Source organism: Cellulosimicrobium sp. G4 BAM 1002, assembly GCF_057126935.1.
This window is the reverse complement of sequence record NZ_CP182109.1, coordinates 307,666-319,259: the sequence shown is the minus strand read 5'-3', so window position 1 is coordinate 319,259 and position 11,594 is coordinate 307,666. Positions and strand designations below refer to the sequence as shown.

The following is an 11,594-nucleotide window of genomic DNA, read 5'->3' as shown; positions in this document are numbered from 1 at the left end:
CGTCCGCTGGGGACCTGTTCACAGGGGGTCGCGTGGCGGTCCGGTGAAGGCCTTCGACCGGTCACTCGCCGCGGTCGCGCATCGAGCCTCGCGCAGGCCCGCCCGGCGCGCGCGCAGCGAGGTACCCGGGTGCCCGCAGCACGTCCTCCCACGCATAGGTCCCCAGGCGGTGGGGTGCGTGCCGGGTGGGGTCGAAGCGGAGCACCGGGTCGTCGCCGTCGTGCGCGACCCCAGCGGGCGGTCCGTGGAGCTCCAGTGCGCCGAACCTCCGCCAGGGGCCGCCGGGGACCGCCGAGAGCACCTCGAGCACCGGTGCCCCGAGGGCGCGGCCCGCCGCCCGATCGGGACGCAGTCCGAGCACGACGGGGCCGTGCGGCGAGCGCAGCGGCATGAGGGTGGAGAACCACCCGCCGAGGAGCTCGCGCCGCGGGACGAGGAGGTGCCGCGTCCGTCTCCCGCGACCGGCGGACGCGAACAGCACGTCCTGCGGCGCGCCGTCGTCGCTCCAGCGCACCACGAGCCCGACGACGTCCGGCAGCCCGCGCGGCAGCCCCACCGCGAGCGACACCCGCACGAGCGCGTCGGTCCGGCCCTGCGGCACGGCGTCGGCCCCCGCCTCGTCCTCCGCCACGACGAGGCTCGCGCGGACGACGACCCCCCGCGAGTGGATCGGCCGCCCGCCGCGCACCGCGGCGAGCAGCCCGGCCGCCGCACCGAGCACGGCGCCCAGCGGCCGCAGGACCGTCGTCATGACCCGTTCCCTCACGCCCCCACGGTCACACCCCCGGGTCACCCCCGCACCCACGGGGCCGCTCCGGACTCGCCCGGCCCCTCCAGGGGCGGTCCCGCGTGCGAGCCGCCCTGGGCCACCTACGGTCGTTCGAAGGACCAGGACGCACACGGTGGGAGGTGTCGACGATGCGCAGGCGGGTCACGGGAGCCGCCGTCGCGGCGACGGGCACGTGGACGGACCCCGACGGCGTCCGGATGCCTGCCGGCGAGGTGCACGCCTGGGAGCGCGGCACGAACCAGACGGTGTGCGGGCTCCAGCTGAGTCGGCAGGGCCTGGCGCGCTTCCCGCACGTCACCTGGGCCGACGTCCAGCCCGCGACCGGTCGCGACGCCGACGAGGTCGCCTCGGTCTGCCGTCGCTGCGCCGCGGGCACGGGCGCGCGGCGCGACGACAAGCCGTGGCGCCGCGTCGACCCCCGGCCCTAGCGGCGCGCCTGAGGGAGGGTCGTCGTCACCGTGAGCCGCTCCGCGTCCGGTTGCGCCGGGCGGGGTCCGTGACCCGGTGCATCACCGCCGCCGTCGAGCGCCTGCTCGCGAGGCGCACGACGGAGGCGCCGAAGCGGTTGCCGATACCGTCGATGACGCCGGGGCCCGGGTTGCGGCGGTCCAGGTGGTCCATCGCGGTGGCTGCGACGTCGTCGGGTGTGCGCATCGACGCGCCCGCCGTCGCGTCGTCCGTGCCGACCACGGCGTTGAACTCGGTGCTCGTCGCGCCGGGTGAGAGGGCGAAGACCGTGACCCCCGTGCCACGCAGCTCCGCCCACAGCGACTCGGTGAAGCTGAGGACGAACGCCTTCGAGGCGCCGTACACGGCCATGCGGGGCGTGGGCGTGTACGCGGCCATGCTCGCGACGTTGATGAGGAAGCCGCGGGCGGCGACGATGCCGGGCAGGAACGCGTGACTGAGCTGCACGGGTGCCGAGACGTCGACGGCAATCTCCTCCCCGAGCCGACGGGCGTCCTCGTCGAGGAAGTCGCCGAACGTGCCGAACCCGGCGTTGTTGACCAGGCTCGTCACCGTGATCCCCGCGTCTGACAGCGCCGCCCGCAGGTCCGCGGGGGCCGACGGCGCGGACAGGTCGAGGGGGACGACCGTCACGGCGGTCCCGTGCGTGCCCTCCAGCTCGGCGGCCAGCCGCTCGAGGCGCTCGCGCCGTCGGGCGACGAGCACGAGGCCCGCCCCGCGGGCTGCGAGAGCGCGGGCGAGCGCAACCCCGATGCCGGAGCTGGCCCCGGTGACGACGACGGTCTGACTGCTGAGGTCTCGGCGACCCATCGTGCGCTCCCTGCTCTGAGGAACCAGACGCTTCACCGTATGACTAGGTGGCACCGAGTGTCAACGAGGCGTCGAGTGTAGGGTCGATGCATGGGCAACGAGGACGGGCTGTGGACGCGCTCGCGGCGCGCCGTCTACGCCGAGATCACGCGGGTCGCCATGGAGCTCTTCCTCGACCAGGGGTTCGAGGAGACGACGATCGACCAGATCGCGTCGACGGCCGGCATCTCGCGGCGCTCCTTCTTCCGCTACTTCGGCACGAAGGAGGACATCGTCCTCGGCGACCTCGCGGACCAGGGCGCGCTCGTGCGCGCGGCCCTCGAGGACATCCCGCTCTCGGTTCCCCCGTGGGAGGCCCTCCAGGAGGCGTTGTGGCGGGTCGACGGCTCCACCCAGGACCCGGACGTCGCTCTCAAGGTCGCGAGGATGATGTACGAGACGCCCTCGCTGCGCGCCCGCAGCATCGAGAAGCACCTGCGGTGGCAGGAGCAGCTCGTCCCGAACATCCGGCTGCGGCTCGGCATCGACCCCGACGACGCGAGCGACCCGGCCCCCGACGCCGTCGTCGCCAGCGCCATCGCCTGCCTCGACGTCGCCGGGCAGACCTGGGCGCGGAGCAACGGCAGCACGGACCTCCGTGCGGTGTACCGGCGCGCCGCCGAGGCCGTGCAGGCGCGGGCCTGACACCCCGCGGCCCTGTCCCGGGAGCCGCCCGCGGGACCCCTACGAGCAGCTACGAGGTGCGGACGTCGTCCGCGCGGCCCTCCGACGGCCCGCCGAGGCCCGCGACCAGGCGCCGCGTGTGCGGCACGTCGACGCCGGCCCGGGCCGCCGCGCGGACGATCGCGCCGCCGATCGCGTCGACCTCGAGCGGCAGCCCGGCCTCCGCGTCACGGAGCATCGACGACTTCGCCTCGGGCGCGAACCGGTCGTAGAGGCTCATCGTGCGCTCGGGGTCCGACGGCGCACCGCTCGCAGCCGCGACGGCCGCGACCTCGCGGACGAGCGCCTCGAGCTCGGCGCGGTGCGTGGTGCGGACCTCCCCGATCGGCGCTCGGTGCGTCGTCGTGAGCAGGGCGAACGGCGCGAGGAACCCGAGCTTGGCCCACATGAGCGCGGTCTCGTCGGCCCGCACCGTCGTGGCGATCCCGGCGCCGTCGAGGAGCGCGCGCACCGCCTCGACCCGCTCCGGCGACACCCCGCCCGGCGCCACGTCGACCTCGACGAACGCGCTCGTGTGCTCGATCTCGCCGGGTGCGACGCGCGCGGACTCGACGCGGATCGTCGCGGGCAGCACGCGCTCGGTGCCGTAGCGCTCGCGCAGGACGTCGAGGTGGTCGAGGCCGTTGAGCATCGGCACGACGACGCCGTCGCCGAGCACGTCGGCCGGGACCCGGTCGAGCGCGTCGGCGAGCGCCGTCTGCTTCACGGCCACGACGACGACGTCGACCGGCCGCTCGAGCCGCGTCGTCGCCCGCGCCGGGACCTGGATGTCGCCCACCTGGGCGCTCCGCACGTGCACGCCGTGCGCGGTCAGGGAGGCCGCCGTCGACTCGCTCGCGAGGTAGGTCACCTCCGCGCCGGAGCGCGCGAGCAGCGCGCCGACCAGCCCGCCGACCCCGCCCGGCCCGAGCACCGCCACGTCCCGGCCGCTCACGGTCGACCCTGCTGTCTCCGTACTCACCGTCGTCCTCTCGTGGTCCTGCCGGGCCGTCCGTCCCGTCCCGGCGGCGTCACGCCGCGGGGGCCTCGACCCTACCCACGGGGACCGACGGCGCGGGCACACCCGACCCGGGGACGGTGAGCGCCGCGATCGCCGTCGTGATCGGGATCGCGAGGACGAGGCCGATCGAACCGACGAGCGTGCGCACGACCTCCTCCGCGATCTCCCCCGACGTGAGGCTCGTGGCGATGTTCTGGTCGGAGAGGTAGACGGCCATGAGCAGTGGCAGGGCGGCGCCCACGTACGCGAAGGCGATCGTGTAGACGGTCGAGGCGATGTGGTCGCGCCCGATCCGCATCGCCCGGGTGAACAGCTCGGCACGCGTCGCGAGCGGCGCGACCGCGCGCAGCTCCCACACCGCGGACGCCTGGGTGATCGTCACGTCGTTGAGCACGCCCATGCCCGCGAGGACCATGCCGCACAGCACGACCCCCTGGATGTCGAGCGACGGCGCATACTGCGGCACCCACAGGGACTCCTCCGACGTGAGCCCCGTGATGTTGGCCGCCCCCGACCCCCACCAGCCCAGGACCGCCGTGATGGCGAGCCCGACGAGCGTGCCGAGCAGCGCCGTCGACGTGCGCGCCGTGAACCCGTGCGCGACGTAGAGCACGACGAACATGACGAGCGACGACGTCACGAGGGCGACGCCGAGCGCGTCCTGGCCGGAGAGCAGGGCGGGCAGCGTGAACCACGCGATGACGACGAACGCCCCCGCGAGGCCCGCGAGCGCCGCGAGCCCGCGCCAGCGCGCGACGGCGAGCACCACCAGCGCGTACGCGACCGCGAGGATCCCGATGGGCAGCCCGCGCTCGAAGTCGAGGAACACGTACGGGCTGCCACCCGCGGCGGCAGCCTCGGAGATGTACAGGACGCGCAGCCGGTCGCCCTCGTCGAACCCGTAGGCGACGTACTCGGGCGGGGCGTTGACCGTGATCTCCTCGCCGCCGACGTCCTCGCCGTTCGCCCGCGAGCCGGCGTCGAGGCGCGCCGGGACGACGCTCGTCTCCTCGTCGACCGGCCCCGTGACCGTGGCGCGCAGGACCGTGCTCCCCTCGGCGGCGACGGGGATCCGGTCCGGGACGTCGCCCGCAGCGGGCCACAGCGCCACGAGCCCGACGAGCGTCGCGAGCAGCGCGGGGACGAGCAGCGCGGTGAGGACCAGGCGCACCCGCCGGGAGGCGGGGGCCGCCGGACCGTGCACGTGGCCGTGGGTGGTCGTGCTCGCATCGCTCACGCGAGGATGCTGCCACGGCGGGCCGACGACGCCGGGCGGCACGCGCCGTCGGGCACCGTACCGCGCGCGACCGCGCCACAGACGGCGACCCGGCCGACGACCCCGCGGCGGTAGCATCCCCGGGGCCGGGCAGTCGCCCTCGCCGACACCGCCGTCACCACCACGCACGAGGAGCCACCATGGCCACGGTCGACTACTTCCTCTCCGGCGACCCCGAGGTCGCCAAGCAGCACCTGCACGCCGCGCTCCAGGAGCAGGGCTTCACCGTCACCGTCCGACCGACCGGGCAGTGGGCGGCCGAGCGCGGCAGCAAGCAGAAGACCTTCTGGCTCGGCGCGTTCGCGGGCAAGGCCCAGCACCTCGTCTTCACGGTCGACTTCATGACCCACGGGAACCAGCTCGTGGCACGCATCGACCGCCCGACCGGCCACGGCGCCATGGCCGGTGCAGTGGGGATCGCCCGCTCGAACAAGGCGTTCTCCGAGGTCGACCAGTCGATCGGCACGCGCCTGACGAGCCACGGGATCCTTGCGAACGTCGTGCACGCCTGAGCCCGCACGGCACGACGAAGGCCCGGACCCCTCGCGGGGTTCCGGGCCTTCGTGCCGCTGACCGGCCGCCTGCGGCGCGGTCAGCGAGACGTCACTTGGCGACGGCCTTCTTGAGCAGGCTGCCGGCGCTGATCTTCACGCCGAAGCCGGCCGGGATCGAGATCTCCTCGCCCGTGCGGGGGTTGCGGCCCGTGCGGGCGGCACGCTCGACGCGCTCGACGGACAGGAGGCCCGTGACCTTGACGGCCTCGCCCTTGCCCAGCGAGTCGATGAGGACCTCCTGGAAGGCGTTGAGAGCCTTCTCGGCGTCCGCCTTCGACAGGTCGGCCTTGCTGGCGATGGCCGAGACGAGCTCGGACTTGTTGAGCGACATGCGAATCCCTTCTTCGGTTCACGACGCGCGGTGGTCACCACCCGTCGTCACGGCTCAGTGTGCCAGCCGAGAGGCCGTGCACCGGGGACAACACTAGGGAACACACCGAGTTTCGCGCGACTTCTCGCGGGGAACGGGCGTCGCGTGTCCCCGCTCAGCCCTCGTCGTGGTCGTGGTCGTGACCCTCGTGGGAGTGCTCCTCGGCGTCGTGGGCGCCGTGCGCGGGCTTCCCCGTCACCCCGTTCAGCTCGTTCGGCACGACGTCGAGCTCGGCGCTCTTCCACACCTCGCCGGCGGCGTAGTCGACCGCGTGGATCGCCCGGCCGGCCGGGTCGGTGACGTACGCGATGCCGTCCTGGACGAGCAGCGTGGGGCGCGGCTCCTGCCACTCCTCGGGCTCCTCCCACGCGTCGAGCACGGGGACGGACCGCACGATCCCGCCGGTCTCCGGGTCGATGACGTGCAGCGACCCGTCGGTGCCGAGCACGAGCGCCTCGCCCGCGTCGCCGCGGCCGAGCGAGCGGAACGTGTAGCTCGCGGGCAGGTCGACGAGGCGCAGGCTCGCGTCGCGCGTGTCGATCAGCGTGACGCGGGTCGGGCGCTCGAGCTCGGCGTCGGGGTCGGACTTGTAGTCGCCGAGCACGACCGGGGACGCCTCGCTGCCCGCCTGGTTGCCGATGCGCCCGTAGGCGTCCGGGCTGGTCACCTTGGTGATCGTGCCGCCCGCGACGACGAGGGCTCCGTCCTCGCAGCCGATGACGACGGCCTCGTCCGCGGCGACGGCCTCGCCGTGCACGCCGGGGCACTGATCGCTCGCAGCGGTCTCGTCCCCCGCGGCGTCGAGGACCCGGACTCCCGTCCGCGCGTCCTCGGTGCCCTCGGAGACGACGAGCGAGCCGTCGGTCAGCTCGACCGCGACGCCGTGGTGCGCGGCCGGGGTGGTGAGCGTGCGGGCGTCGTCGATGCCGTGCGGGTCCGCCACCGCGGCGGAGTCGAGGACCGTGATGTCGCCTGTGCCGTCGTCGAACAGGGCGGTGCGGCCCTCGTGGACGACGACGTGGCCGGGCTTCTCGGCCGCGTACGTCACGTCCGTGAGGACCGGGGCCGCGGTGTAGTAGTGGTCGTGGTCGCCGTGCGGCTCGGCCCAGGTGCCGAGGTCGAGCACCTGGAAGCCGCCCGACGTCGAGACGACCAGGTGGCGTCCGTCGCCCGCGGGGTTGAGGCGGTTGAACCCGTCGAGGTCGAGGTCGTCGACGACCTCGAGCGTCGTGGCGTCGAGGACCTGTACGCCGCCGTCGTACGTGATCGCGAGGCGCGGCGTGAGCGCCGCGGCCTCGCTCACGTCCGAGGTGGCCGACGGCGCGGGCTCGGCCGGATCACTCGACCCGCCCTCGGCGTCGGCGCCCTGGGCGCACGCCGCGACGAGCGCGAGCGGGAGGGTGAGGCCGAGCGCGAGGGCGACCGGGCGTCGTCGGGCACGGGCTCCGGTGGGTTGACCGGGAGGGGCGATCGCCCCGGCGGGATCGGCGTGGGCGTCGGTCGGGTCGGTTGCGGTCTGCTGCATGGGTGGTCGGCCGCCCGGGGGCCCGGGCGACCGCTCCTCTCCGGTTGTGGTGGTGGTGCGCGGGTCAGCCCTGGCGGGCCTTCCAGCGCGGGTTGGCCTTGTTGAGGACGAAGGTCTTGCCGTGCCGGCGCACGACCTTCGCCCCGGGCTTGTCCTTGAGCGAGCGCAGTGAGGCGCGGACCTTCATCGCGCGCCCCCGCCCTGCGCGCCGCGAGCGCCGTAGCGCTGGCGGAACCTCTCGACGCGACCCGCGGTGTCCACGACGCGCTGGTTGCCCGTGTAGAACGGGTGGCTCGCGCTCGAGACCTCGACGTCGACGACGGGGTAGGTCCTGCCGTCGGTCCACGTGATGGTCTCCCTCGGCACGCCGGGGCCCTGCGGGTGGTCGCCCGCGAGGGTCGAGCGCGTGAGGAACGCGAAGTCGGCGGACTTGTCGCGGTAGACGACGGGTCCGTACTCGGGGTGGATGGTCTTCTTCACGGTGTTCTCCTTGCTGGGCCGGTGACGGGCCGTGGCCCGGCCGCCCGACGGGGCGACGCGGTCACCAGCTGGACTTCGTGACTCCGGGCAGCTCGCCGCGGTGCGCCTGCTCGCGCAGGCGGATGCGGGAGAGCCCGAACTTCCTCAGGTAGCCGCGCGGGCGGCCGTCGACGACGTCGCGGTTGCGCACGCGCGTCGCGCTCGCGTCGCGGGGCTGGCGCTGGAGCTCGCGTACCGCGGCGTCCTTCTCCTCCGAGGAGGAGGCGGGCGACGCGACGACGCGCTTGAGCTCCGCGCGGCGCTCGGCGTAGCGCGCGACGACCTCGGCACGCCGGTCGTTGCGCGCGACCTTGGACCTCTTCGCCATCAGCGCTCCTCGCGGAAGTCGACATGACGGCGGACCATCGGGTCGAACTTGCGCAGCACGAGGCGGTCGGGGTCGTTGCGGCGGTTCTTGCGGGTGACGTAGGTGAAGCCGGTCCCTGCGGTGGACCGGAGCTTGATCACCGGGCGGAGGTCGGTACGGGTAGCCATCAGAGCTTCTCCCCTCGGGCGAGGATCCGCGCCACGACGGCGTCGATCCCCTGTCGGTCGATGGTCTTGATGCCCCGGGCGCTGACGCGCAGGGTCACGTGGCGACCCAGCGACGGCACCCAGTAGCGCTTCTTCTGGATGTTCGGGTCGAAGCGACGCTTGGTCCGCACGTGGGAGTGCGAGATCGCGTGGCCGAACCCGGGAGCGGTGCCGAGCACCTGGCAGACGGCTGACATGGCAGTTCCTCTCGGGTCGGGTGAGGCGACGAGGCATGACCATAGAGAGTGATAATCATTCCCGTCAAGGCGCTATGCTGACCCGTTGTCGAGAACAGTTCTCAGGACCAGGTTGTTCCCGAGCCGCCGCACAGCGGCGTGGCGGAGCACCCCAGACCACGGATCGGAGCGCATCCATGCCCTTCTCGTCACCCCGCCCGTCGGGCCCCTCGCACGACGCCGCGCGCGACCCGGGCGACGAACCCGTCGCGTCTCCCGGCCCGCGTTCCGCCGAGGTGGCGGACCCGCGGGTCGCTCTGAGCGTCCTCGCGACGATCGACCCCGTGCTCCGGGACAGCGCGGTCTTCGGTCTCGTCGTGGGAGCGCCGCGCGTCGTGGCGCTGCGCCACGACATCCGGGCGTCCGACGGCGAGCTGCGCCGCGTCGTCGTCGACGCGACCGGCGTCGCGGAGGACGAGGTGGTGCCGCTCGAGCACGCCTGCCTGTCCTGCGCCGTGCGCGAGGACGCCGTCCCCACCCTGCGGCGCCTCGCGGACGACGGCCGCTGGGACCACGTCGTGCTCGCGCTGCCCGTCGCCGCCGAGTCGCTGCCCGTGGCGCGGGCGCTCGCCGCCGCCACCGCCCGCGGCAACGACCTCGAGCGTCTGCGCCTGGCGACCGTGCTCGCGGTCGCAGACCTCGGCACCCTCGAGCACGACCTGCTCGACGACGACCTCGTCGCCGAGCGCGGCATCGGGCTCACGGAGGACGACCAGCGGTCCGTGGGCGAGGTGCTCGCCGCCCAGCTCGAGCACGCCGACCTCGTCGTGACGACCGGCGACCCGCTCTCCGCACCCACCGGGTCGGGCCTCGTCGACCGGCTGCGTGGCGCCGGCACCCGACGCCTCGACGGGCTGCACGCGCTGGTGGCCGCCGACCTCGCCGGGCACGCGCACGACGCCGCCGAGGCCGAGCGCCGCGCGCACCCGCTCGGCGTGCGCGGCGCCGTCGGGCCGGGGCGGGCACGGCGCACGGAGGGCGACCGGAGCTGGACGCTCGAGCTGCGCTCGTCGCGCCCGTTCGACCCCGAGCGCCTGCTGCGCCGCATCGAGGACCTCGGCACCGGCCGCGTGCGGTCGCGCGGGGTGTTCCACGTCGCGAACCGGCCGGACTCGCTGTGCGCGTGGGAGGGAGCGGGCGGCCAGCTCTCCGTCGGCACGCTCGGCACGTGGGAGGACGCGACGACCGCGGAAGGCCGGCCTGTCGCGCCGCACACCCGGGTCGTCGTCGTCGGCGCGAGCCCTGTGCGCGAGGACGGGGGTGCGCCAAGCGAGCGCGACCGGATCCTCGCGGCGTTCCGGGGCGTCCTCGCGTCCTCCGACGAGCTCGCCGACGGCGGGCTGCGCTGGCTTGGTCGAACCGACGTCCTCGAGCCGTGGCTCGGGGCGCGGACCGACGTGGGGTGAGTGCCCGCACGCGACTCCTGCCTAAGAGGGCGTGGCGCCCTGTGCCGCGCGGACCTGCATGGCTCCGACCACGACGACGGAGGTGACGACCAGCAGGGCCGCTCCGGCGAAGCACGCTCCCGCGAGGCTCGTCTCGCTCGCTCCCACGAAGAACGCCGCGACGACCGCCGCCGAGCTGACTACCGCCGCGGTGGCGACGACTCCTGGCGCATCGACGTCGGGCGAGCCGCGGGCCCACCGTCGGACCAGGCGACAGCCGACGACCGCGACCGTCAGGGCGAGGGCTGCACCGAAGGCGCCCACCGTCGTGGCGAACTGCAGTACGCCCGCGAGGAGATCGGGCGACGCCGCGGCGGCGCGGGGTGCCTCGTCGCGGTACTCCATCACGGCCGCAGCCAGGATCAGGCCGGGCAGCGCGTCGGCGGCAGAGAGCAGGACGGTCGCGATCGCGAACAGCTCGACGGCCGGGCGCGCGGTGCGAAAGCCCCACGTCCACTCCCGAGCGTCGTCCATGCCTGGGGAGTCTGGCAGACGCTGCGGCCCAGCCGAGGTCCACGGTGACCTTTCCGCGACCGTTGCTCCTCACCTAGGGTCCGGGGATGGAGCGATCCACACTCATACGCCTGGCGCACTCCGAGCACCCGATCGCGTCGCCGCTGAGCGATGCCCGCGTCGAAGGCCTGCTCGACCGGACGACGGGCGGCCGACGGAGCGTGCTCGACCTCGGGTGCGGTGACGGCACGTGGCTGCTGCGGGCGCTGGACCGGGAACCCAGCCTTACCGCGGTGGGGGTGGACACGTCCGACGTCGGGTTCGAGGAGACGCTGGCCAAGGCTGCTGCCGCGGGCGTGGCAGACCGGCTGACGCTGGTCCAGGGCGACGTCCGGGAGCACGTGAGCGAGGCGCCGTTCGACGCGGTGCTCAGCGTGGGCGCGGCGTACGCGTTCGGGGGCCTCGGACCCACGCTCGAGGCCGCGCGGGGCCACCTCGCCGCCGACGGCCTGCTCCTGCTCGGGGACTGCTTCTGGCCCGCGCCTCCGACAGCGGCCGTCCTCGACGGCCTCGGTGGCCTCTCGGCGGACGAGTACCTCGACCTGCCCGGCACCGTCGACCTCGTGACGCGGCACGGGTGGGCGACGGTGCACGGGCACGTCAGCACGCAGGAGGAGTGGGACGACTACGAGTGGGCATGGACAGGGGCACCCGCTCGCTGGGCGGTCGAGAACCCGGACCACCCTGACGCGCGCGAGGTGCTCTCCGAGGTCGAGAAGCACCGCGACGGCTGGCTCCAGGGATACCGCGGCGGCCTCGGGTTCGTCACGCTGGTTCTGCACCCGGGCCGGGCGAGATTCACGAGTCCGTGAACATCTGACTCCCGGAAGC

The 11,594-nt window shown here is 74.3% G+C and carries 17 protein-coding genes; 5 read left to right on the top strand and 12 right to left on the bottom strand.

Features of this window, described 5'->3' with window-relative positions; translation table 11 throughout:
• Positions 1–61: 61 nt before the first annotated feature.
• Positions 62–751 carry a hypothetical protein gene (locus ACMXGY_RS01535; protein WP_483775128.1) on the bottom strand — a complete coding sequence of 230 codons (690 nt, stop codon included), beginning with the start codon at positions 749–751 and terminating at the stop codon, positions 62–64.
• 167 nt (positions 752–918) lie between these two features.
• Here ACMXGY_RS01535 and ACMXGY_RS01530 point away from each other — a divergent pair, with 167 nt between their 5' ends.
• Positions 919–1,218 carry a hypothetical protein gene (locus tag ACMXGY_RS01530; RefSeq protein ID WP_483775127.1) on the top strand — a complete coding sequence of 100 codons (300 nt, stop codon included), beginning with the start codon at positions 919–921 and terminating at the stop codon, positions 1,216–1,218.
• Between the two features lie 25 nt (positions 1,219–1,243).
• Here ACMXGY_RS01530 and ACMXGY_RS01525 read toward each other — a convergent pair whose 3' ends face one another.
• Positions 1,244–2,068, bottom strand: coding sequence for an SDR family NAD(P)-dependent oxidoreductase (locus ACMXGY_RS01525; protein WP_483775126.1), 825 nt, complete (start codon positions 2,066–2,068; stop codon positions 1,244–1,246).
• 90 nt (positions 2,069–2,158) lie between these two features.
• Between ACMXGY_RS01525 and ACMXGY_RS01520 the strand changes: the two genes are divergently transcribed.
• Entirely contained in the window at positions 2,159–2,752 is a 594-nt protein-coding gene (locus ACMXGY_RS01520; protein ID WP_483775125.1) for a TetR/AcrR family transcriptional regulator, read from the top strand.
• 49 nt (positions 2,753–2,801) lie between these two features.
• On the opposite strand, the gene ACMXGY_RS01515 is transcribed toward ACMXGY_RS01520, so the two are convergent.
• Positions 2,802–3,752: a ketopantoate reductase family protein gene (locus ACMXGY_RS01515; RefSeq protein WP_483775124.1), complete on the bottom strand. Its 951-nt coding sequence runs from the start codon at positions 3,750–3,752 to the stop codon at positions 2,802–2,804.
• Positions 3,753–3,801: 49 nt separating this feature from the next.
• Positions 3,802–5,028, bottom strand: a complete 1,227-nt coding sequence (locus ACMXGY_RS01510) for a YibE/F family protein (protein WP_483775123.1) — start codon at positions 5,026–5,028, stop codon at positions 3,802–3,804.
• A gap of 179 nt (positions 5,029–5,207) precedes the next feature.
• On the opposite strand from ACMXGY_RS01510, the gene ACMXGY_RS01505 reads away from it, so the two are divergent.
• A complete protein-coding gene (locus tag ACMXGY_RS01505; protein WP_483775122.1) occupies positions 5,208–5,579 on the top strand; it encodes a hypothetical protein in 372 nt (123 codons plus the stop codon).
• 91 nt (positions 5,580–5,670) lie between these two features.
• Here the strand turns inward: ACMXGY_RS01505 and ACMXGY_RS01500 are convergent, their stop codons facing one another.
• The 7 genes from ACMXGY_RS01500 to rpmB all read right to left on the bottom strand — a co-directional run bounded on the left by ACMXGY_RS01500 (position 5,671) and on the right by rpmB (position 8,766).
• On the bottom strand, positions 5,671–5,952 hold the full coding sequence (locus ACMXGY_RS01500; protein ID WP_483775121.1) for an HU family DNA-binding protein: 282 nt from the start codon (positions 5,950–5,952) through the stop codon (positions 5,671–5,673).
• A 154-nt stretch (positions 5,953–6,106) separates the two neighbouring features.
• Positions 6,107–7,516, bottom strand: coding sequence for a zinc metallochaperone AztD (aztD, locus tag ACMXGY_RS01495; protein ID WP_483775120.1), 1,410 nt, complete (start codon positions 7,514–7,516; stop codon positions 6,107–6,109).
• 64 nt (positions 7,517–7,580) lie between these two features.
• The gene (gene ykgO / locus ACMXGY_RS01490; RefSeq protein ID WP_021483271.1) at positions 7,581–7,703 is read right to left on the bottom strand and encodes a type B 50S ribosomal protein L36; all 123 of its coding nucleotides are present in this window, start codon (positions 7,701–7,703) and stop codon (positions 7,581–7,583) included.
• Positions 7,700–7,996, bottom strand: a complete 297-nt coding sequence (locus ACMXGY_RS01485) for a type B 50S ribosomal protein L31 (protein ID WP_483775119.1) — start codon at positions 7,994–7,996, stop codon at positions 7,700–7,702. Before ACMXGY_RS01485 ends, ykgO begins: the two co-directional genes overlap by 4 nt.
• 61 nt (positions 7,997–8,057) lie before the next feature.
• Complete coding sequence (gene rpsN / locus ACMXGY_RS01480) at positions 8,058–8,363, bottom strand: 30S ribosomal protein S14 (protein ID WP_483775118.1); 306 nt, start codon at positions 8,361–8,363, stop codon at positions 8,058–8,060.
• Complete coding sequence (rpmG, locus tag ACMXGY_RS01475) at positions 8,363–8,530, bottom strand: 50S ribosomal protein L33 (RefSeq protein ID WP_483775117.1); 168 nt, start codon at positions 8,528–8,530, stop codon at positions 8,363–8,365. Before rpmG ends, rpsN begins: the two co-directional genes overlap by 1 nt.
• Complete coding sequence (gene rpmB / locus ACMXGY_RS01470) at positions 8,530–8,766, bottom strand: 50S ribosomal protein L28 (RefSeq protein WP_021483267.1); 237 nt, start codon at positions 8,764–8,766, stop codon at positions 8,530–8,532. The genes rpmG and rpmB overlap by 1 nt, the downstream gene beginning before the upstream one ends.
• Positions 8,767–8,942: 176 nt before the next feature.
• Here rpmB and ACMXGY_RS01465 point away from each other — a divergent pair, with 176 nt between their 5' ends.
• A complete protein-coding gene (locus tag ACMXGY_RS01465) occupies positions 8,943–10,211 on the top strand; it encodes a GTP-binding protein (protein WP_483775116.1) in 1,269 nt (422 codons plus the stop codon).
• 21 nt (positions 10,212–10,232) lie between these two features.
• On the opposite strand, the gene ACMXGY_RS01460 is transcribed toward ACMXGY_RS01465, so the two are convergent.
• Positions 10,233–10,724 carry a hypothetical protein gene (locus ACMXGY_RS01460; RefSeq protein WP_483775115.1) on the bottom strand — a complete coding sequence of 164 codons (492 nt, stop codon included), beginning with the start codon at positions 10,722–10,724 and terminating at the stop codon, positions 10,233–10,235.
• An 86-nt stretch (positions 10,725–10,810) separates the two neighbouring features.
• Between ACMXGY_RS01460 and ACMXGY_RS01455 the strand changes: the two genes are divergently transcribed.
• Positions 10,811–11,575, top strand: a complete 765-nt coding sequence (locus ACMXGY_RS01455) for an SAM-dependent methyltransferase (protein WP_483775114.1) — start codon at positions 10,811–10,813, stop codon at positions 11,573–11,575.
• The last annotated feature ends 19 nt before the right edge of the window (positions 11,576–11,594 follow it).

Excerpts from the sequence above, each read along its gene's own strand:
- ACMXGY_RS01535 (WP_483775128.1), bottom strand. The coding sequence starts at position 751 with ATGACGACGGTCCTGCGGCCGCTGGGCGCCGTGCTCGGTGCGGCGGCC.
- ACMXGY_RS01530 (WP_483775127.1), top strand. The coding sequence starts at position 919 with ATGCGCAGGCGGGTCACGGGAGCCGCCGTCGCGGCGACGGGCACGTGG.
- ACMXGY_RS01525 (WP_483775126.1), bottom strand. The coding sequence starts at position 2,068 with ATGGGTCGCCGAGACCTCAGCAGTCAGACCGTCGTCGTCACCGGGGCC.
- ACMXGY_RS01520 (WP_483775125.1), top strand. The coding sequence starts at position 2,159 with ATGGGCAACGAGGACGGGCTGTGGACGCGCTCGCGGCGCGCCGTCTAC.
- ACMXGY_RS01505 (WP_483775122.1), top strand. The coding sequence starts at position 5,208 with ATGGCCACGGTCGACTACTTCCTCTCCGGCGACCCCGAGGTCGCCAAG.
- ACMXGY_RS01500 (WP_483775121.1), bottom strand. The coding sequence starts at position 5,952 with ATGTCGCTCAACAAGTCCGAGCTCGTCTCGGCCATCGCCAGCAAGGCC.
- aztD (WP_483775120.1), bottom strand. The coding sequence starts at position 7,516 with ATGCAGCAGACCGCAACCGACCCGACCGACGCCCACGCCGATCCCGCC.
- ykgO (WP_021483271.1), bottom strand. The coding sequence starts at position 7,703 with ATGAAGGTCCGCGCCTCACTGCGCTCGCTCAAGGACAAGCCCGGGGCG.
- rpsN (WP_483775118.1), bottom strand. The coding sequence starts at position 8,363 with ATGGCGAAGAGGTCCAAGGTCGCGCGCAACGACCGGCGTGCCGAGGTC.
- rpmG (WP_483775117.1), bottom strand. The coding sequence starts at position 8,530 with ATGGCTACCCGTACCGACCTCCGCCCGGTGATCAAGCTCCGGTCCACC.
- rpmB (WP_021483267.1), bottom strand. The coding sequence starts at position 8,766 with ATGTCAGCCGTCTGCCAGGTGCTCGGCACCGCTCCCGGGTTCGGCCAC.
- ACMXGY_RS01465 (WP_483775116.1), top strand. The coding sequence starts at position 8,943 with ATGCCCTTCTCGTCACCCCGCCCGTCGGGCCCCTCGCACGACGCCGCG.
- ACMXGY_RS01460 (WP_483775115.1), bottom strand. The coding sequence starts at position 10,724 with ATGGACGACGCTCGGGAGTGGACGTGGGGCTTTCGCACCGCGCGCCCG.
- ACMXGY_RS01455 (WP_483775114.1), top strand. The coding sequence starts at position 10,811 with ATGGAGCGATCCACACTCATACGCCTGGCGCACTCCGAGCACCCGATC.